General features: G+C 35.2%; 21 protein-coding genes. 7 read left to right on the forward strand and 14 right to left on the reverse strand.

Translation table 11 applies throughout. From position 1 onward, the window contains the following. Window positions 1-7: 7 nt before the first annotated feature. Both LDX54_RS05085 and LDX54_RS05090 read right to left on the reverse strand, forming a co-directional pair. On the reverse strand, window positions 8-805 hold the full coding sequence (locus LDX54_RS05085; protein WP_122037609.1) for a Nif3-like dinuclear metal center hexameric protein: 798 nt from the start codon (window positions 803-805) through the stop codon (window positions 8-10). Next, on the reverse strand, window positions 798-1,481 hold the full coding sequence (locus tag LDX54_RS05090) for a class I SAM-dependent methyltransferase (protein ID WP_265666700.1): 684 nt from the start codon (window positions 1,479-1,481) through the stop codon (window positions 798-800). Before LDX54_RS05090 ends, LDX54_RS05085 begins: the two co-directional genes overlap by 8 nt. Before the next feature lie 266 nt (window positions 1,482-1,747). Here LDX54_RS05090 and LDX54_RS05095 point away from each other — a divergent pair, with 266 nt between their 5' ends. After that, window positions 1,748-2,188, forward strand: a complete 441-nt coding sequence (locus LDX54_RS05095) for an 8-oxo-dGTP diphosphatase (protein WP_265666699.1) — start codon at window positions 1,748-1,750, stop codon at window positions 2,186-2,188. Between the two features lie 213 nt (window positions 2,189-2,401). Further along, window positions 2,402-3,427, forward strand: coding sequence for a CPBP family intramembrane glutamic endopeptidase (locus LDX54_RS05100; protein ID WP_265666698.1), 1,026 nt, complete (start codon window positions 2,402-2,404; stop codon window positions 3,425-3,427). Between the two features lie 44 nt (window positions 3,428-3,471). On the opposite strand, the gene rpoD is transcribed toward LDX54_RS05100, so the two are convergent. The 10 genes from rpoD to rpsU form a co-directional block, all read right to left on the reverse strand. Continuing rightward, window positions 3,472-4,542, reverse strand: coding sequence for an RNA polymerase sigma factor RpoD (rpoD, locus tag LDX54_RS05105; protein WP_046325207.1), 1,071 nt, complete (start codon window positions 4,540-4,542; stop codon window positions 3,472-3,474). A gap of 64 nt (window positions 4,543-4,606) precedes the next feature. Continuing rightward, window positions 4,607-6,415, reverse strand: a complete 1,809-nt coding sequence (gene dnaG / locus LDX54_RS05110; RefSeq protein WP_265666696.1) for a DNA primase — start codon at window positions 6,413-6,415, stop codon at window positions 4,607-4,609. 15 nt (window positions 6,416-6,430) lie between these two features. Then, window positions 6,431-8,497 carry a glycine--tRNA ligase subunit beta gene (glyS, locus tag LDX54_RS05115; protein WP_265666695.1) on the reverse strand — a complete coding sequence of 689 codons (2,067 nt, stop codon included), beginning with the start codon at window positions 8,495-8,497 and terminating at the stop codon, window positions 6,431-6,433. After that, on the reverse strand, window positions 8,490-9,407 hold the full coding sequence (gene glyQ, locus LDX54_RS05120; protein ID WP_046324875.1) for a glycine--tRNA ligase subunit alpha: 918 nt from the start codon (window positions 9,405-9,407) through the stop codon (window positions 8,490-8,492). Before glyQ ends, glyS begins: the two co-directional genes overlap by 8 nt. Before the next feature lie 243 nt (window positions 9,408-9,650). Further along, the gene (gene recO / locus LDX54_RS05125) at window positions 9,651-10,406 is read right to left on the reverse strand and encodes a DNA repair protein RecO (protein ID WP_174794490.1); all 756 of its coding nucleotides are present in this window, start codon (window positions 10,404-10,406) and stop codon (window positions 9,651-9,653) included. Between the two features lies 1 nt (window position 10,407). Beyond that, on the reverse strand, window positions 10,408-11,316 hold the full coding sequence (era, locus tag LDX54_RS05130; RefSeq protein WP_265666694.1) for a GTPase Era: 909 nt from the start codon (window positions 11,314-11,316) through the stop codon (window positions 10,408-10,410). Beyond that, a complete protein-coding gene (gene ybeY, locus LDX54_RS05135) occupies window positions 11,316-11,840 on the reverse strand; it encodes an rRNA maturation RNase YbeY (RefSeq protein ID WP_265666693.1) in 525 nt (174 codons plus the stop codon). Before ybeY ends, era begins: the two co-directional genes overlap by 1 nt. A gap of 5 nt (window positions 11,841-11,845) precedes the next feature. Beyond that, window positions 11,846-12,796, reverse strand: a complete 951-nt coding sequence (locus LDX54_RS05140; RefSeq protein ID WP_046324879.1) for a PhoH family protein — start codon at window positions 12,794-12,796, stop codon at window positions 11,846-11,848. Window positions 12,797-12,820: 24 nt separating this feature from the next. Continuing rightward, window positions 12,821-13,264, reverse strand: a complete 444-nt coding sequence (locus LDX54_RS05145; RefSeq protein WP_046324880.1) for a GatB/YqeY domain-containing protein — start codon at window positions 13,262-13,264, stop codon at window positions 12,821-12,823. 138 nt (window positions 13,265-13,402) lie between these two features. Next, window positions 13,403-13,579 carry a 30S ribosomal protein S21 gene (rpsU, locus tag LDX54_RS05150; protein ID WP_009560161.1) on the reverse strand — a complete coding sequence of 59 codons (177 nt, stop codon included), beginning with the start codon at window positions 13,577-13,579 and terminating at the stop codon, window positions 13,403-13,405. Window positions 13,580-13,742: 163 nt separating this feature from the next. On the opposite strand from rpsU, the gene LDX54_RS05155 reads away from it, so the two are divergent. The 3 genes from LDX54_RS05155 (at window position 13,743) to LDX54_RS05165 (ending at window position 16,286) form a co-directional block, all read left to right on the forward strand. After that, on the forward strand, window positions 13,743-14,570 hold the full coding sequence (locus LDX54_RS05155; protein ID WP_187157218.1) for a pyruvate, water dikinase regulatory protein: 828 nt from the start codon (window positions 13,743-13,745) through the stop codon (window positions 14,568-14,570). Window positions 14,571-14,720: 150 nt separating this feature from the next. Continuing rightward, window positions 14,721-15,257, forward strand: coding sequence for a peptide-methionine (S)-S-oxide reductase MsrA (gene msrA, locus LDX54_RS05160; protein ID WP_122026103.1), 537 nt, complete (start codon window positions 14,721-14,723; stop codon window positions 15,255-15,257). A 150-nt stretch (window positions 15,258-15,407) separates the two neighbouring features. After that, a complete protein-coding gene (locus LDX54_RS05165) occupies window positions 15,408-16,286 on the forward strand; it encodes a YitT family protein (protein WP_046324883.1) in 879 nt (292 codons plus the stop codon). A 49-nt stretch (window positions 16,287-16,335) separates the two neighbouring features. On the opposite strand, the gene msrB is transcribed toward LDX54_RS05165, so the two are convergent. Continuing rightward, window positions 16,336-16,767, reverse strand: a complete 432-nt coding sequence (gene msrB / locus LDX54_RS05170) for a peptide-methionine (R)-S-oxide reductase MsrB (RefSeq protein WP_265666692.1) — start codon at window positions 16,765-16,767, stop codon at window positions 16,336-16,338. 144 nt (window positions 16,768-16,911) lie between these two features. Here msrB and LDX54_RS05175 point away from each other — a divergent pair, with 144 nt between their 5' ends. Both LDX54_RS05175 and tpx read left to right on the forward strand, forming a co-directional pair. Continuing rightward, window positions 16,912-18,096, forward strand: coding sequence for an aminotransferase class I/II-fold pyridoxal phosphate-dependent enzyme (locus tag LDX54_RS05175; RefSeq protein ID WP_265666691.1), 1,185 nt, complete (start codon window positions 16,912-16,914; stop codon window positions 18,094-18,096). An 84-nt stretch (window positions 18,097-18,180) separates the two neighbouring features. Then, window positions 18,181-18,675, forward strand: a complete 495-nt coding sequence (gene tpx, locus LDX54_RS05180) for a thiol peroxidase (protein WP_265667656.1) — start codon at window positions 18,181-18,183, stop codon at window positions 18,673-18,675. 53 nt (window positions 18,676-18,728) lie between these two features. Here the strand turns inward: tpx and LDX54_RS05185 are convergent, their stop codons facing one another. Then, a complete protein-coding gene (locus LDX54_RS05185) occupies window positions 18,729-19,229 on the reverse strand; it encodes an NUDIX hydrolase (protein WP_265666690.1) in 501 nt (166 codons plus the stop codon). Window positions 19,230-19,296: the final 67 nt, after the last annotated feature.

The following is a 19,296-nucleotide window of genomic DNA, read 5'->3' on the forward strand; positions in this document are numbered from 1 at the left end:
TCCTTAATTAAAATAAATCTTGAAATGGGTTAGTTGATACTTCAGATTGGGTAATTTCGACATTCCAAGAATGTTTTTTATTCCATTCAAGCAACTTTTGATAAATTTTTTCTTTAAAAATCTTTTCAGTGTAGTGACCCGGATCAACTACCGTCAGACCGGCAGAAATCATATCGTGGCCCGTATGGTAATAAACATCTCCTGTAATAAAAGCATCAATATTCTCTTCTACTGCTTGATGCCAATATTTGCCGCCATCACCGCAGATAAAACAAACTGAAGAAATAGTCTGCTGATTATCAGCAGTAATTAATCTTACCATTTTTACCTGCATCTTGTCTTTGACGTAATAAGCAAATTCTTCGGCAGATAGTGGTTGAAGCAATCTCCCCTTGCGTCCTATGGCAATTCCATCATCGTCTGGACAAAACGGTTCAACATCTTTTAAACCTAACTCTTCAGCTTGCCAATCACTTGAGCCATCTTCAGCCTTGTCTGAATTGGTATGAATAGAATAGACCGTAATGCCATGAGCAATTATTTTACCGTACATAGCATATTGGGGATTGGCAAAATCCAAGTTTGCAGCGGGGCGAAACATCAAGGGATGATGACTGATAATCAAGTCAACACCATTTTGCACTGCCTCGTCCACCACTTGTGGTCTGACATCTAAGGTGGTCATTATTTTAGTGACATTTTGCTCAAGTGAGCCTATTTGGATGCCAATTGGATCACCTTGGCTAGCTATTTCTTCTGGAAAGTGTTGCCTTAAAACGGCAACTATATCCTCTACTTTAGTCATTTATTTCTTCCTCAATCATTTTTATTTCATACTCAATTTGCTTAATATGTGCCCCATCTTTTTCCTGGGCCTTATTTAAATTAGTTAGCAGCCTTTGATGGTAAGCTAATTGATCACGCCATTTTTGATAAAAAACTTGATTTTTTTCTTTTAGAATTTCAGGTCCAAAAAATGTTTGCCGATCAGTTAAACTGATAGTATTTTCCAGCTCTTGTGCCTTAATCAGTTCATATATATGCCCGGCTTCAGTGATAATTTTTTCGTTAATAATTTGATACTTATGTGCTGAAAGCCATTCACGCACACCCGGCTCCCCCACATTAGGCTCCAAAATTAATGTAGCAAAATGAAAATTTCTTGACCAAGCTTCGTTTAAAATATTGGTCATTAACTTGCCACCCATACCGGCAATTACCACTGTATCAATTCTGTCTTTGGCGCTAATTGTTTCAAGTCCAGATCCTAAACGAGTTTCAATTTTGTTTTTTAAGCCAGCAGCAATGATATCTTTTTCAGCATTTTCTAAAGGCCCAGCTGCTACATCACTGGCAATAGCATAATCCACTTTACCATCTTTTACTAATTGGATCGGTAAATAAGCGTGATCTGTTCCAATGTCTGCTACACGGGCTCCTTGATCAACCATTTGTGCTAAAGTACGTAATCGTAAATTCATCCTCATCCTACTTTCTTTATAATAGAATTTTAGCATAATGCTTTTTATAAGATAAAAATAAAATAATAAATTTAGCTACTCTTATTATTAGTTTCTAAAGCAATTTGGCGGTCTAACAGCGCTGATACATCTGTTAGCTTCATTTAGAACTAAAGCAAAAATCATTGCTTGCTATATTAAAACAAAGTGTAAAAATTTTCTTTTTCTTTCTAAATTGCTATTTTATAATTGATAATAAGATTTAAAAGAAAGAGATTTTTTACTTAATGGATAGAACTGAACCAGTTACTTTAACGAATATGTGTATGATTAAAAAAAACAATAATATCTTAGTATTGGATCGCAATGATCCCTATTGGCCAGGACTTACTTTTCCAGGAGGCCATGTTGAAGATCATGAAACTTTTCATGACTCAGTGGTGAGAGAAGTTAAGGAAGAAACAAATTTAGATATCAAAAACCCTCGCCTATGTGGCATTAAGCAATTTTATGATGAAAATGATCACCGCTATCTTGTTCTTTTTTATATAGCGACTGAATTCACTGGCACAGTCAAAGCCTCAAGAGAAGGCAAATTGACGTGGATGACTAAAGAAGAACTTTTCCAACATAAATTAGCATATAATTTTGACCGCGACTTGTTGGTATACTTTAACGAAGATATTGATGAGCATATCTTGGACGGTAAACGGGATGAATTATTTTAAGAAGTATCGAATGCTTTCTGAACCAGCAATTAAGCGTTGGCATTTAGGACAAATAATAGTCCAAGAAATTCTGATTATTGTGGCATTTGTGCTATTTTTAAAATCAAACCCCTGACCAAGAGTAGACTAGGAGCAATAATAGTTCTGCCAATTTTGTTCATACTGGTTCTATTGCAACTAACCCTTTTATATGAAAAACATCCTGAAAGAAAATTGGTTTATTTTAATCATTATTTTCAGTCTGTCAATATATTATTATGCTTTTTTGTACTACTCACTTTGGAAGCAGCATTCATCAAAATTTTGAATAATAAGAATGCGATCTTTTTATTAATTCTCCTTACCCTGTATGAACTCATTATGCTTCTTCCAATGGCGGAACTGGCATGGGGCAAAATAAAGAATCCGATTGGCCAGATCATAACTTTATTGTTGTTTGCAAGTTTGATTGTTTCGCTACCTGAAATTTTAACTATGGATAGCCATTCTTGGCTTCAAGTTCTCAACACCATAGGAATCACAGGTAGCATTTGTTTTGTGATTTCATCAATTGTTGTAATGAAAAGCTGGCATTATAAAAATCCGAGTTTGAGAATAAGTCCAAGAGCTAAGTATTCAGTTCTTGCGGTTATATTTATTTTTATTATTGCTGACTGCCTAATTAATGCTTTTAATGCTGCAGATAATTTAGGACAATTGCTAACACGCTGGGATTTTCATATAACAACAAAACACGTAACTCAGTATATTTGTCAGGGCATAGAAGCTGGTGTAGCTGAAGAATGGTTAATGCGTTTTTGTGTTTTAAGTATATTACTCAAAATATTTAAAAATTCTAAAAATCAAGTTTTATTGGCAGTATTACTGGATGGTTTGCTTTTCGGTTCAATTCATCTTACTAACGCACTAATGCAACCACTCTCTGCCACAATTTTACAAATGATTAATGCGTTTGCCGCAGGTATTGTTTTTGCTGCAGTTTATTTATATACAGGTTCTTTTTTGGTTAATTTGGGCTATCATGCAGTTTATGATATACTAGCCTTCCTAGCTACTGGCTCAACAGTTATGACAGTACCCCATATCTTTGACTGGGAATATCTCTTTATTACCACTTTGATCTATTTGGCTTTTGCTTTCTTCTTATTATCAGGTAAGCGAAAAAGTGTTATCGAATATAATTTGCAGCAATGGGGACTAGAAAATAATCATGCTGCTAGCGATTTAACTTTTAGATAATAAAAAGACAAGATTTTTTTAAATCTTGTCTTTTGTTTGGCTAACTAATCTAGGAAATCACGTAATTGATTTGACCTACTTGGATGTCTTAGTTTTCGTAAAGCTTTAGCTTCAATTTGACGAATACGCTCTCTCGTAACTCCAAACACTTTACCAACTTCCTCAAGTGTTCTAGTTCGACCATCATCAAGTCCAAAGCGTAGCCTTAAAACATTCTCCTCGCGATCAGTTAAAGTGTCAAGCACTTCTTCTAATTGTTCTTTGAGCATTTCGTATGAAGCATGTTGTTCAGGACTAGTTGCATCCTTATCCTTAATAAAGTCACCTAAATGTGAATCATCCTCTTCACCAATAGGAGTTTCCAAAGATACTGGTTCTTGCGCAATTTTTAAAATGTCCCTAACTTTAGAAGTAGGCATATCCATTTCTGCCCCGATTTCTTCAGGAGTTGGTTCACGTCCTAAGTCCTGCAACAGTTGTCTCTGAATTCTAATCAACTTGTTAATTGTTTCAACCATGTGGACCGGAATTCTGATAGTTCTAGCTTGGTCGGCGATCGCACGGGTGATAGCTTGTCTAATCCACCAAGTTGCGTAAGTTGAGAACTTGAAACCTAGGCTGTAATCGAATTTATCTACTGCCTTCATCAGACCCATGTTACCTTCCTGGATAAGGTCCAAAAATGACATGCCACGACCTACATAACGCTTAGCAATAGAAACCACTAAACGAAGATTGGCCTCAGCCAATTCTTGTTTAGCTTCTTCATCGCCCTTTTCAATTCTTTTAGCCAAAGAAATTTCCTGATCAGCATTTAGTAAGGGTACGCGGCCGATTTCTTTCAGATACATTCTGACTGGATCATTCATTCTGACACTTGAAGGTGCCGACATATCTTTTAATTCAGCCTTTTCAACATCTTTTTGCTTTTTTAAAGCTAATCTCGAAGGATTACCCTTCTCGTCAACAATGCTAATGCCATTATCTTCAAATTCCTGAACTAATTGGTCAACTGCTTTTCCCTGTAGTTTATAGGGCTTAATCAATTGAGCAACGAATTCTTTTTCAGTAATAGATTTATCTTTTTTAACATCTTTAACTACCTTTTTGACCATTTTGTCTAAAGATAATTTTTCGGTGTTAACGGTTTTTCCATTTTCTACCACAATAAGCCCCCCTTTAACCCTGGATTCTTTTTAACTGCAAAATTTTACGAGTAATACTTAATATTTCATCCGTATCAGTTTTACGTTTAGCATCTTGTAAATCATTCATTAGTTGCTGTAGTTTAAAATCAATTTTACGCCTGTTTAAAGCATTAATTTGCTCATCGATTTCGCGGTCTGAAAAATCCTGGGGCATGTCTGTCATTTCAGCATTAACTATTATACCTTGAAGTTCACTAGGAATAAAATCTAAAAAACTATTAACTCCCGGATTTTCTTGATTTTCACTAAAATTTAACCATAATTCCGCTAATTTTTGATATTTAGGGTCTGGAAATAAAAATTGGTGTGATAATAAATATTCACGAGCATGTCTTGAATGAATAAATAAATATAATAACCGAGTTTGAACAGGATCATTTTTACTATAATTCTGTTCAGGTTCAACAGGAGAATCAGGATAATTATTATTTGATTCTTCAGTTTGCGCACTATAATTGGCTTGGTGCCTTCTAGCCGCATTTTGTTGTCTGCGATATTTGGTAAAATTAACTTTGAGTGAATCCTTAGAAACACCTTGTTGTTGCGAAATCTTATCCAAATAAAGATCTTGCTCTACTGGATTAGACAATTGAGCAATCTCTTTCACTGCTTCGTCGAGATAAGCTAATTTTTCCCGGTCATTTGCTAAATTATATTTTTGAGCCAACCTTTTAAGAAAAAAGTCTGTAGGAGTTAAAGCACCTTTAACTTCTTCCTGATATTTTTCCCAACCATATTTCTTTACATATTCATCAGGATCCAGCTTTTCCGGCAGAACTACTATCCCTAAATTAAAGCCCCCAATATTATTAAACATTCTGGCTGCACGTTCTTCAGCGTGTATTCCTGGGTCGTCTCCGTCATAATTAATGATGATGTTTTTAGTGATCCTGCGTAACATATATATTTGTTGATCAGTCAAGCTGGTTCCCATAGAAGCTATACCAGATTTAATTCCTGCTTTATAGGCCGCAATTACATCCATGTATCCTTCATACAAAATTAAATGCTTTTCACTGCGGACTGCTTTTTTTGCTTCCGCAAAATGAAAAAGAGTTTTAGATTTAGTAAAAATTTTGGTTTCAGGACTATTAATATATTTAGCTTCTGTTTTATCTGGCGAAAGCCTTCTACCAGAAAATCCAACCACATAGTCGCCTTCATCAGTGAGAGGAAACATCAGCCGATCTCTAAAGCGATCAAATAATTCACCAGTCTGAGATTGCACAAATAAGCCACTCTCAGCCAAATCTTCATCTTTAAATTTCTGGTCTCTTAAATAAGTCAAAAGCAAATTGTTTTGTTTAGGAGCATAACCAATACGAAAATGAGCAATTATTTCATCGTTAAGACCACGCTGTTTGGCATAATTATATCCTGGTCTACCAGCATTTGTTGAAACTAATACTTTATGATAAAAATCGGCAGCCTCCTCATTAATTTTTATTAAAATATTGGAAAACTTTGGTTTTTGGTTATTATATTGCCCGATATCAATATGACCAAAATCAGCAACTTTTTGAACACTTTCAGGAAATGTAAGATTTTCTTTATACATTAGAAAAGAAAACACATTACCACCTTTGCCACAGCCAAAGCATTTAAAAAATTGTTTCCCTTCATTAACAGTAAAAGAAGGAGTTTTTTCTTCATGGAATGGACAAAGACCAACATAATCTTTGCCTTTCTTTTCTAGAGAAACATACTGGCTTATGACATTTACAATATTGACATTATTACGAACTTTAGCAATAGTTTCTTCAGGTATAAGACCGGCCATCTTTGCACCTACTTTTTATTTAATGACTAATTTGCTTAAATCACCCAATCGCTTTGAAAGTTGTGCCACATCACTTAGCTGTGCCAAACGATTATTTTTAACAGCTTCATCTTTAGCCATAATCATATTAGTTTCGAAGTAAAGATCAATTACTGGCTGTAATTTCACAAATCCGTCATAAAGATCTGCTAACTTATCAATTTTACTTAAATCGTTAACGCCCTCGGCAAGTTGGGTTTCGGTATCGTTATCAAATAAGTCCTTGTTAACCATATTCTTACCTTTATATTTTGCCTTTTTCAAAATATTATTAATTCTAATTAAACTTTCTACTACTGGTTTGAATTTATCATCATCATGATGTAATTGCAAAACTTTTGCTGCAGCTAAAATTTGTATTGGATCCTGCTGACTTGAAGCTAAAACTGCATCAATTATGTCATATTTATAATTATTTTTCTGTAAGTACTGTTTAATACGATCACGAATAAATAAAGAAATCTCTTCTTCCTGCTCAGCTTTTTTAGGCAGCTTAGCCGGAGTTTGATTTTCAAGAGCCGACACAATCTCTGGTAAGACATCATTAAAAGGTAATGACCAACTCTGGTTTATTAAAATGCGAACAATACCATAAGCATAGCGGCGAAGAGCGTAGGGATCATTGGATGAACTAGGGATCATACCCACAGCAAAGAAAGTAATTATAGTATCTAATTTATCTGCTATAGATAACAAGGAGCCAACAGTTGTTTTGGGCAAATTTCCTTCAGAAGTGGTTGGCATATAATGCTCTGCAATTGCTGCGGCAACATCATCCTTTTCACCAGCCAATTTGGCATAATGCTTGCCCATGACACCTTGCAATTCAGCAAATTCTCCTACCATTTGAGTTACCAAATCAAACTTATATATTTGGCTAGCACGATCGAAATCACTGACAACTTGCTTATCTAGGTGCCATCTTTTTGCTAAGAAATCACCAATGATATTGACACGCTTCATCTTCTCAGACATTGAGCCAATTTTGTCATGAAACGAAACATTGTCCAATTTTTGTACAAAGTGACTTAAAGGATATTTTCTGTCTTCATCATAGAAGAATTGCGCATCATCAAGTCGTGCTACCAAGACCTTTTCGTTTCCTGAAACCACATTTTCTAAGTAATCTTTATTACCATTGCGCACAGCAATAAAATGATTAATTAATTCTCCATTTTGATCATAGACTTCAAAGTAACGCTGATTATCCTTCATCGAAGTGATAAGAACTTCTTTGGGCATCTGCAAATACTTTTTAGCAAAAGAACCTGCAAAAACAGTAGGATATTCAACTAAATTTGTTACCTCTTCAAGTAAACTTTCATCAGGTTTAATTTGCCAATTATTTTTCTTAACCAATTTATTCATTTGGTCAATGATCATTTTCCGACGTTTATTTGCGTCAACAATCACAAACTGATCTTTTAACGCATCTTCATAATCGGAACTATTGGCTAAAACTACGCTATCTCCCAGAAAACGATGCCCTGCCGTCTTTCTACCAGCTGTAATGTCAAGAATTTTTACGGGTATTACATCACTGCCATATAGTGAAACAAGCCAGTGAATAGGACGGACAAATTCGAAATCGTGAGAATCCCACCGCATTTTTGTGGGAAAAGTCATAGACTTAATGATTTCACTCATTCCCAACAGGATATCACTTGTTTTTTTACCCTCTTTTTTTACATGCACGTAAGCGTATTCCGTACCTTTTAATTTGTCAAAATAAATATCGTCAGTGGTCATTCCTTGGCCACGGGCAAATCCCTGTGCGGCTTTGGTCCAATTCTTATCTTGATCAAGAGCAATTTTCTTTGCCGGTCCCTTTTTTATTTCATCAATATCTTCTTGTTTTTCTGCTAAATCTTCAACTAAAACAGTTAATCTCCGAGGTGTTGAGAAAGTTTTAGTACATTTAAAGTTAAGACCTTTTCCTTTAAGAAAATTTTCTGTTCTCTGCGCAAGCTGTTTAACACTCCGTTCAACAACATGGGCTGGCATTTCCTCAGTACCAATTTCAAATAAATAATCTTTAGCCATTTTCAAGTCCTGCTTTCTTATCTTCTGCTTTTTTCAATAATGGAAAGCCTCTTTTTTCACGTTCTTCTACAAAACATACCGCTACTTCATGAGCTAAATTTCTAATTCGAGCTAAATAACCCGCTCTTTCAGTAACAGAAACAGCTCCCCTGGCATCAAGCAAGTTAAAAGTGTGTGAACATTTTAAAATATAATCGTATGCCGGTTGAACTAAATTTAAGCCGATTAATTCTTTAGCTGTTTTTTCATAGACATCAAAAAACTGTAAAAGATCTTCCTGATTTGATTCTTCAAAAGCATACTTGGAGTTCTCATATTCAGCTTCTTTAAAAATATCACGGTACAAAACGCCATTGCCCCACTCTAGGTCAAAAACAGAGTTGACATTCTGTATATATGAAGCTAATCGTTCCACACCGTAGGTAATTTCACTCATTGTGGGTTTAACATCAAGTTCACCAACGGTTTGAAAATAAGTAAACTGACTTACTTCCATTCCATCAAGCCAAACTTCCCAACCAACACCGGCACAGCCCATTGAAGGGTTTTCCCAGTTGTCTTCTACAAACCTAATGTCATGCTCAAGTGTATTGATACCTAGTTCTTTTAAGCTGTCTAAGTAGTATTGTTGAATATTTTCCGGTGCAGGTTTTATCACCACTTGGAATTGATGATGTTGAAACAATCTGTTAGGGTTATCACCATACCTACCGTCAGCCGGACGTCTTGATGGCTCGACATAACATGCAGCCCATGGTTCTGGTCCCACAGCGCGTAAAAAAGTATAGGGACTCATTGTTCCTGCTCCCTTTTCAACATCGTAAGAGGGCATTACCATGCAGCCCTTTGAAGACCAAAATTTTTCTAATTTAAAAACCATATCTTGAATAGTTAATTTTTTCTTTGCCATTTATATTTCCTTCCTGCATCAGACCATAAAAAAAGCCTATGCAAAACATGCATAGGGACGAGATTTAATCGCGGTTCCACCCTAATTCAGGAAATAATTCCTGCTCTTAATTAAATTGACTAGAGGTGCCTTTTCCCAGATGCTCTCCCACTGTTTAGCACTCGCTTAACAGGTACTTTTTTTATCCTCATTATCGCCAAAATACATTATTATTTTACCATAAAATTCAGTGAAGCAGAAGACTCACTCGTTTAATTTAAGTTCATCTAAAAACTTTTTAGTTTTGAGGTTAAGATCAATTGTTTCCTGATATATGCGGTCAATAGCCTTACGGGTCGCCGTTTTGGTAGCAGTATTTATTTTGATGTCGCCTAACCGTTCAAAAGGAAGTAAAAAGATCGTTCTTAAAACAGCAGTTTCCTTTGGTTTTAAATGTAATCGGCCAGGATCTGTATCAAAATGCTGACTACATAAAATGCCACCACTTTTAATGGAATAATCAAATTCGCCTTGTTCTTTACCACAAATAACGCAATGACGCATTTCTGGCTCAACACCATAAGCTTGCAATAATTGCATTTGCACAATTTGGGTGATCATTTCAGGATCAGTTCCAGCGTTAATTTTTTGTAACGCAAAATTTGCCAGATTATAGTATTTACCCAGATTTTGATATTCAATAAAAGCATGATCTATCAAATCAAGGATAAAAGAAGCATATGCATTTTTAGTTAAATCACTAAACAGGCCATCAAATTGACTGACGTCTTTATAAGTTCTGAGCGTACTTAGACCGTGACCAGTAAAATATATGACATAAGTGCCATAGGAAAAATTAAGTAAAGATGCACCTAATTTTGATTTTGGCTTAAGTGCTCCATGAGCAAGTAGAGTAATTATTCCATTATTCTTGGTCATTATTTTTGCCAATAAATCTGCCTCACGGTATTTTTGCCTTTTAAAAATAATTCCCTGCACTTCTTTTAATTGTCGTGCCATTTTAGCTAAAATCCTTGGGATTATAGCCTATTTGCTTTAAAAAGCGTGGATCAGAACGCCAATTATGTTGAACTTTAACCCAGAGATGCAAATTGACTTTTTCACCTAACAAATCTTCAATTTGATGTCGGGAATTAATGCCAATCTGCTTCAGCATCTTTCCGCTTTTGCCAATAATAATTCCTTTTTGACCATTCTTTTCAACATAGATGGTAGCTTCAATTTGCAGTTTATTATTTTCATGCTTATTCATTTGTTCGACCCAAACAGCAGCAGCATGAGGAACTTCTTCAGCAGTCAGGTTTAAAATTTGTTCACGAATTAATTCTGCTACCATGAAATATTCAGGGCGATCAGTTATTTGATCTGTTCCATAATATTTAGGTCCTACAGGTAAATATTGATGCAACACCTGAATCAGATCACTAATCCCTATTCCCTGCGTTGCAGAAACTGGCAAAAATTCCTTAAAAATGTCCAGTTGACGGTATTGATCAATAATTGGTAACAGTGCGTTGGGATTAACCTGATCTACTTTATTAATAAGAAGCAAAACTGGAACCTTCGCTTTTTTCAACAAATCAGTAATATAAGCATCACCTTTGCCCATTTTTTCTGGTTCAACCATAAATAAAATGAGATCGACATCGTTTAAGCTAGACAAGCTGGCTTTATCCATATAATTATCTAAATCAAGGTGAGGCTTAAATATACCGGGAGTGTCAACAAAAACCGCCTGCATATCATCAGTGGTTAAAATGCCAGAAATCTTGTTACGCGTAGTCTGAGGTTTACTTGAGGTAATAGCAACTTTTTGACCTACTAAATAATTCATTAGGGTAGATTTACCAACATTAGGTCTTCCTAATAAAGTAACAAAACCAGATTTATTTTTTATATCATCAGTCATTATTTTCCTCTGCCTTCATCAAGTTGATCCGGATATAGTGGCAACCCATATTCTTCTAAAACTTTACCCTGAATTTTAAACATTACTTTTGCTTCATTTGGTTTAATATGATCATACCCATTAAGATGCAGGAAGCCGTGGACCAAGGTATAACCAAATTCACGGTCCCAACCTGTACCATAATCCTTACTATGACGCATAATTACACTCGGACACATAAATAGATCGCCTATATCCTCATTGAATTCTGGATCATCTTCAAATGTACTGTAATCCAACAGGTCTTCACCATCTTCAATTGCAAACGAAATAACATCAGTCGGTCTGTCTTTGTCACGATATTTCTTATTAATTTCATTGCTTTTCTCTTCATCAACGAAATTAATACTCATTTCCAAGTTATTCTTTTTAGCAATATCATTTTTAGCAAGCAAAAGAAGGTCATTAATCCATTTCTTCCAATCACGCGTTTTATCATCAAGAAAACCAACTTCATCATTGAAAGTAATATCAATTGGGTTCATTAATTTTATTTATCTTCCTTTTCATATGCATTAATAATCTTGGCAACAACCGGATGACGAACAACATCGTTAGCTGAAAACCAAATAAATTTTATTTCAGCAATATTTTTTAAAATTCTCTGGGCATCAATTAATCCACTATGTTGTTTTCCAGGAAGATCAACTTGAGTCATATCACCATTAACAATCATTTTTGAATTGAAACCCAGTCTTGTTAAAAACATTTTCATTTGAGCATCAGTGGTATTTTGAGCTTCATCTAAAATCACAAAAGCATCGTCCAAAGTGCGTCCGCGCATATAAGCCAAAGGAGCTACTTCAATAACTCCCCGTTCCATTAAATGATCAGTAGTATTTGTTCCTAATATAGCATAAAGAGAGTCATAGATTGGCCTTAAGTAAGGATCAACTTTTTCTTTTAAATCACCAGGTAAAAAGCCTAATGACTCTCCTGCTTCAACAGCAGGCCTAGTTAATACAATTCTAGAAACTTCTCCTCTTTTAAAAGCAGCAATTGCACATACCACCGCTATAAATGTCTTACCAGTACCGGCAGGACCAATACCAAATACAACATCATTTTTTTCAATTGCTTCTACATACTTTTTCTGCCCCATATTTTTAACTCTAATCGGTTTGCCTTTAGCATCCCGAATTAAAATCTTTTTGTATAAGTCAGGAAAATACTCCGTAGTACCTTTATCGGCCATTTTCATGGCACTCACAACATCAGCGGGACCAATGTTGATATTGGCATTAACTACATTATCCAAAGCTTGCAGAACAGCTGATACTTTCTTGATATTTTTATCTTCACCCTGAATGGCAATGCTATTACCAGTGTCAATTACACTAGTATTATAGCCAGTTGATAACAGATTCAAGTTACTATCATTAACTCCAACTAGTTTTTGGATATTTTCAGGATTTTTAGGAATAAAATTGGTTTGGGCCAAATAACTCTGCTCCTTTTCTTGCGTTTAACTTAACTGCTTACGCACCGCATTAGAAGCTGCTTTACCATCAGCTTTACCTTTTATTTTGGGCATCAAAGCTTTCATCACTTTGCCAAAATCGGACTTGCCCTTAGCTTCAGTTTCAGAAATTGCTTGGGAAACAGCCTGGTTGAGCTCTTCATCTGTCATTTGCTTGGGCAGATAATTTTCAACAATAGCTAATTCCTGTTTGGTTTCTCCTACTAAGTCGTCTCTATTAGCTTTAGTAAATTCTGCAATTGATTCTTCACGCTGCTTCTTTTCTCTGCTGAGAACTGTCAGTTCTTCATCAGCGGTTAAATCATGACCAGCTTTAATCTTTTCATTCATCAAAGCTGCTTTTATCATACGCACTGTGTTTAATTTTACTTTATCACGTGCTTTCATTGCGTCTTTCATATCTGACATTATTTGCTCAGACAAACTCAAATAAATTCCCTCTTTCTGTGTAAAGTCTAGGTAAATTATATCAAATTTGAACCTTAGTTTAAATTAAATAATGCCTTAAACTTTTGATATTTGTAATGAAAAAAACGACTTCTATCTTTTGATAAAAGTCGTTTATAATTAATAATGTCTACGTTTACGAGCTGCTTCAGACTTGAGTTTCCTACGAACGCTAGGTTTTTCATAGAACTCGCGCTTACGGTATTCTTGTAGAGTACCGCTTCTAGAAACGGAACGTTTAAAACGACGAAGAGCATCATCAATAGACTCGTTTTCGTGAACGACTGTCTTGGCCATATGTGATCCCTCCTTCCATTTCTTGACGTTACCGTCATACATTTAACTAAATTATATCAAACATCAACAATCGGTCAATACAAACGTTCAATATTTTTTTAAAAAAAGTTAACCTGTTAATGACTTTTGTTAAATTGTATAATAAATTAAAAAGGAGTAAATGATGGCTGAAGAGACACCAAAAAAAGAAGTTAACATTATAATTATTTCAGATTCTGCCGGAGATACAGCGTTTAATAATGCTGTAGCTGCCGCAGCACAATTTCCTGACGCGCAAATCACTTACAGAAGATATCCTTTCATAATTAACAAAGAAAAATTAGAGGAGACTTTTGAAGAGATAATACAATACCCTAATTTGTTACTTATTTACAGCCTGGTAAAAGATGAAATGCAAATACCAGTTATTCGCTTTGTCAGAGAACATCACATCGAAAGCGTAGATATTCTGTCACCTGCAATTGAGTCTATCCAAAAATTGACTGGTCTTAAACCTGAGCAAAAAATTGGTGCACAACACAAAATGAACCAAAAATACTTCGATCGGATTTCTGCAATGGAGTTTGCTGTAATGTATGATGATGGGAAGGATCCTAAAGGGTTTTTGGAAGCAGATGTTGTTCTGCTGGGAGTTTCAAGGACTTCAAAAACGCCTTTATCTTTATTTTTAGCAAACAAAAACTTGAAAGTAGCGAATTTACCGCTGGTGCCTGACACCCATATTCCTAAGGAAATATATCAAATTGATCCTAAAAAGATTATCGGTTTGACTAACGATTTATCCGTTTTAAATGAAATTAGGCGGGAAAGAATGATTTCTTATGGCTTGAGTCCTGATACATCTTACTCTAATACCGATGCGATTAAAAAGGAATTAGATTCTGCACAAAAGCTTTATGATAAATTAGGCTGTTTTGTAATTAATGTTGCACACCGCTCAATTGAAGAAACAGCAGCTATTATTATGAATCATTTAGGAGTACAAAAGTAATTTCTAGGGACATATTTTAAGCTGAAAAGGGCTTATTTAATAAATCACCAAGTATAAGAATTCATAGGCTGATTAATTGCAGTAAAATGGCTCAAAAAATAAAATAGAAGTAGGTAATAACAGCTTTTAGTTCATAGAAAGGGCCAAATTATGCAAGCAAACAATAAAAAACTAGATACTGCGATTTTCGCTGGTGGGTGCTTCTGGTGCATGGTTAAACCTTTTGATTCACTGCCTGGAATTAAGAAAGTGATTTCTGGATATACAGGAGGTCATGTCCCAAATCCTACTTATGAGCAAGTTTGCACTGGAACTACTGGTCATACAGAGGCAGTGGAAATAACTTTTGATCCTGAAATTATGTCGTATCAGAAATTATTGGACTACTACTGGCAAGTAACGGATCCTACAGATGCAAGCGGACAATTTCAGGATCGTGGAGATAACTATCGTCCAGTAATCTTTTATAATTCCCCTGCTCAAAAAGAAGCAGCTGAAAATTCAAAAGAAGCTTTACAAAATAGCGGCAAATTTGATGACCCCATTGTTACTCAAATTGAACCTGCTAAACCGTTTTATCCGGCAGAAGATTACCATCAGGATTTTTACAAAAAAAATCCTTTCCGGTACAATCTTGAAGAGTCTGGTGGCAGAGCAGATTTCATAAAAAAACATTGGCAGAATTAATCAAAGTTTTGACCAAAAGTGCTTTAAATTTTACGTAGTTGTGTTAGTATACTTAAGAAAAATACTAGTTTTTATATTTAATATGAAAACTAGTATTTTATTATTTTATAAAAATTAATTAGAGTGCTTAATAAAAAGGATTTATTAACAATGGATCAACTTGACGCGTTCAATCGGCGGTATAACCTACTATCAAAAATTTCTGCATCTTTTTTTTATTCATTAGCGGTTGCCGTAGCTTTAAATTTCTTTTGGACACCCGGCCACATGTACTCTTCGGGGGTTACTGGTTTTGCACAATTGATTAACACTATGAGTGAGCGGTTTTTGCCCTTTACCTTGTCAACTTCAGTCCTCTACTTTGTTCTTAACTTGCCCCTGCTTCTTTTAGCGTGGATAAAGATTGGCCATAAATTTACCTTCTTTACCATTATTACTGTCATTCTTGGTTCAATTATGATGAGAGTCATTCAACCGGTGAATATGCATATTGACCCCCTTGTCTGTGCTATTTTTGGTGGTATGATCAACGGACTGGGAACAGGTTTTGCTCTAAAGAATGGTATTTCAACTGGCGGACTGGATATCATTGGAATAGTGATTCAAAGGAAAACGGGTACTAGTTACGGTAAAATCAGTATTTTAATTAACCTGATTATTATTGCTGCTGCGGGTTTTGCTTTCGGCTGGACCCGTGCCCTTTATTCAGCTTTGACAATTTTCATCAATGGCCGTGTAATCGATGCTGTATACACTCAGCATCAAAAATTACAAGTCACAATTGTTACAGAAAAGCCTAAAACAATCATTGATGGCATTCAAGAAAAAATGCACCGGGGCATCACTATCTTTCATGATGTTGAGGGTGCATACAGCCATAACGAGAAAAAAGTTCTCATTACAGTTATTGATAGATATGATATGTATGACGTTTTACATATTGTTAAAAAAAGCGATCCTTATGCTTTTATGAGTGTTACCGAAGTAGAACGAGTTTATGGCAGTTTTAAGGAACAAGAAATAGTTTAAGTAGTAAAAAGGCCTGATTTTGACATCAGGTCTTTTTACATAATTTTTATTATTTAAAAAGTTTACGGTATTCACCATATCCTCTTTGTTCCAATTGATCAAAAGGAATAAAGTCTAAAGCAGAGGAGTTAATGCAATATCTGAGCCCTCCTTTATCACTGGGTCCATCATCAAAGACATGTCCCAAATGTGAATCACCTTCTGGACTCTTAACTTCAGTTCTTTCCATATTGTGTGATTGATCACGGTGATAAACCAATTTCTTGATTGGCCGGGTAAAACTAGGCCACCCGCAACCCGCATCATATTTATCTTCGCTTGAAAACAAAGGCTCTCTTGAGACAATATCAACGTAGATTCCTTTTTGGTAAAAATCATCATATTTTCCTCTAAAAGGATAATCTGTTGCTGCTTTTTGAGTAACTTGAAATTGGTCTGGTGTTAGTTCTTTTAGCCTTTTGGCTTTTTGATCTTGATCCATTTATCTCACGCTCCTTAATTAACTATAACAAAATTTGGGATAACACACTAAACTAAAACTTTATAAAAAACACTTTTTCTTAATTTTATTTAGAAACATACTGGGTTATAATATGGTTTCAATAAAAAAAGGAAGGTTCTTTTTATGCCAACATTAGCAAAAAAATTATCAACAAAAATTAATTCGAAAATTAGTAGTATACCTAATCCAGCGATCAGATCCTTCAATCAAAAAATTTCCACAATACCTGGAATTATAAAATTGACTATTGGTGAACCTGACTTAAATACCCCAGAACACATAAAAAGAGCGGCAATTGATGACATCAATAGTGATGACTCTCATTATGCTCCTGAAGCTGGGAAAGAAAAATACCTGGAAGCTGTTAGCAAATATCTAGCAAAAAGCTTAGGTGTTACATATGATCCCAAAAGTGAAATCTGTGCGACGGTTGGAGTTTCTGAAGGATTGAATATCGCCGCCATGACTTTACTTAATCCTGGTGAAAAAATAATCGTGCCTACCCCTGTTTGGGGAGTCTACTTTGGAATCATAAAAATGGCTGGTGGAATTCCAGTTCAAGTAGATACTTCTAATGATCATTTTCTTTTAACTCCAGAAAAATTAACGGAAACTTTGGAAAATGAAGGAAAAGGCGCAAAGGCTGTTATTATCACTGATCCGTCTAACCCAACAGGACGAGTTTATTCAAAGAAAAACTTGCAAGAATTAGCAGCTGTCATTACTAAATACGACATTTTCGCTGTCAGTGATGAAATCTATGCTGAATTAATTTATGGTCAAAAAAAGCATTATTCATTGACACAATTTATTCCTGAAAGAACTGTTTTATTATCAGGGCTTTCAAAAAGTGTTGCCATGACTGGCTGGCGTATAGGCTATATAGCTGGACCTTCTGAGTTAATGAAATCAATGATAAAGGTGAACTCATTTTTAATTTCTGCAGTGACTGACAATGTTCAAGCAGCTGCCACAGAGGCTTTGAATTATGGAGATCAGGACTATGTTGCCGCGCGAGAAAAATATCAAAAACGCATGCATCTGCTTCAGGATGGACTCGAAAAAAATGGCTACACTATGGCTACTCCTGAAGGGGCATTTTATATTTTTGCTAAAATTCCCAGTAAATTTGGCTGTGATGATGTGGCGTTTGCCAGTGATTTAGCTGAAAAAGCCAAGGTTGGCGTAACACCAGGCAGTTATTTCGGTGCTGGTGGTCAAGGATACGTACGCTTATCCTATGCTTCGTCTGAAGAAAACTTAAAAGAAGCTATTAAACGTATCAGTAGCTATACTGAAAGCAATTAAAAAGCTGATTTATTGAGTTACTATTCTGCGATAGGTTAAACTTGAAATGGTAATTGTTTTTATTTTTGAGAAAGGGTAATGATTATGCAAGTAACAATGAAAAGTGAGCCGCTGTCAACTAATGGAGAACCAATCAAAATTGGCGAGCAACTGCCAGATTTTAAGGTAAAAAAGTCAGATGGTTCAGTTGTATCAACCACTGATTTGGTTAATAAGGTTACTTTGATTAGTGTAGTGCCTAACATCAATACTAGCGTTTGCAGTATTTCCACTAAGCGCTTTAACAGCGAGGTGGATAATTTTGATGGCATTAATTTCTATACTATTTCTACCAATACTCCAGAAGAACAGAAAAATTGGTGTGCTGCAGAGGGAGTATCAAAGATGGAGCTTTTGTCAGACGAGAGTTTTGACTTTGGCAAAAAAATGGGTTTGTTTATTGACGCTACGAAATTCGATTCTAGAAGTATCTGGATTGTAGATGCAAATAAAAAAGTTTTGTACCAAGAACTTATTCATGAGTTAACTAATGAACCTAATTATGCCAAAGCACTCACATTTTTACAAAATTTGCGGTAATTACAAATAAACAAAAACGGTTAAGGAAAAAATTCCTTAACCGCTTTTTTAGTTTAAAAAACTGGGTGATCTAGTACAATCCAATTAGCAAAAGTTTGATCTGCTAAGTCAAACTTATTTGGATTTAATAAAATCTCTTTTGCTTTTAATACCAGAGGTGAAGAATTTGCCAGATTGAGCTGTTCGAGAGGAACTGATACAGCCCCAAAAGAATCTTGTCCCGCAAACTGTTTAACCTTGGTCTGTAAATTACCAGTAAACTTATTGATTCTAAAAAAAACACAGATATGTTGATTAAAATGCCATTGGTCATAATTCCAGGGATATCTAAATGAAGTGGCCCCGATTTGTTCATAGTCTTGCACAATTAGTCCAGTTTCTTCGTTTACTTCGCGTTTAACTGCGTGGTCTAATGGTTCGCCATCTTTTAAACTACCACCTGGCAAGTCATACCGATTTATATAAGGCCCACCTTCTTTTTTGATAACAACTAAATTTTGTTGATCGCCAATAATGCCATAACACCCGAATGCATGGTGAAATTTATCCGTCATAAAATTGTCCTCTTAGTATAAAAATAATAACTGAATAATAATTCTCTCATTATTTAATACTCAAAGC

Source organism: Lactobacillus sp. IBH004 (assembly GCF_026185255.2).
GTDB classification, from domain to species: domain Bacteria; phylum Bacillota; class Bacilli; order Lactobacillales; family Lactobacillaceae; genus Lactobacillus; species Lactobacillus melliventris.

Excerpts from the sequence above, each read along its gene's own strand:
- LDX54_RS05085 (WP_122037609.1), bottom strand. The coding sequence starts at position 805 with ATGACTAAAGTAGAGGATATAGTTGCCGTTTTAAGGCAACACTTTCCA.
- LDX54_RS05090 (WP_265666700.1), bottom strand. The coding sequence starts at position 1,481 with ATGAATTTACGATTACGTACTTTAGCACAAATGGTTGATCAAGGAGCC.
- LDX54_RS05095 (WP_265666699.1), top strand. The coding sequence starts at position 1,748 with ATGGATAGAACTGAACCAGTTACTTTAACGAATATGTGTATGATTAAA.
- rpoD (WP_046325207.1), bottom strand. The coding sequence starts at position 4,542 with ATGGTCAAAAAGGTAGTTAAAGATGTTAAAAAAGATAAATCTATTACT.
- dnaG (WP_265666696.1), bottom strand. The coding sequence starts at position 6,415 with ATGGCCGGTCTTATACCTGAAGAAACTATTGCTAAAGTTCGTAATAAT.
- glyS (WP_265666695.1), bottom strand. The coding sequence starts at position 8,497 with ATGGCTAAAGATTATTTATTTGAAATTGGTACTGAGGAAATGCCAGCC.
- glyQ (WP_046324875.1), bottom strand. The coding sequence starts at position 9,407 with ATGGCAAAGAAAAAATTAACTATTCAAGATATGGTTTTTAAATTAGAA.
- recO (WP_174794490.1), bottom strand. The coding sequence starts at position 10,406 with ATGGCACGACAATTAAAAGAAGTGCAGGGAATTATTTTTAAAAGGCAA.
- era (WP_265666694.1), bottom strand. The coding sequence starts at position 11,316 with ATGACTGATGATATAAAAAATAAATCTGGTTTTGTTACTTTATTAGGA.
- ybeY (WP_265666693.1), bottom strand. The coding sequence starts at position 11,840 with ATGAACCCAATTGATATTACTTTCAATGATGAAGTTGGTTTTCTTGAT.
- rpsU (WP_009560161.1), bottom strand. The coding sequence starts at position 13,579 with ATGGCCAAGACAGTCGTTCACGAAAACGAGTCTATTGATGATGCTCTT.
- LDX54_RS05155 (WP_187157218.1), top strand. The coding sequence starts at position 13,743 with ATGGCTGAAGAGACACCAAAAAAAGAAGTTAACATTATAATTATTTCA.
- msrA (WP_122026103.1), top strand. The coding sequence starts at position 14,721 with ATGCAAGCAAACAATAAAAAACTAGATACTGCGATTTTCGCTGGTGGG.
- LDX54_RS05165 (WP_046324883.1), top strand. The coding sequence starts at position 15,408 with ATGGATCAACTTGACGCGTTCAATCGGCGGTATAACCTACTATCAAAA.
- msrB (WP_265666692.1), bottom strand. The coding sequence starts at position 16,767 with ATGGATCAAGATCAAAAAGCCAAAAGGCTAAAAGAACTAACACCAGAC.
- LDX54_RS05175 (WP_265666691.1), top strand. The coding sequence starts at position 16,912 with ATGCCAACATTAGCAAAAAAATTATCAACAAAAATTAATTCGAAAATT.
- tpx (WP_265667656.1), top strand. The coding sequence starts at position 18,181 with ATGCAAGTAACAATGAAAAGTGAGCCGCTGTCAACTAATGGAGAACCA.
- LDX54_RS05185 (WP_265666690.1), bottom strand. The coding sequence starts at position 19,229 with ATGACGGATAAATTTCACCATGCATTCGGGTGTTATGGCATTATTGGC.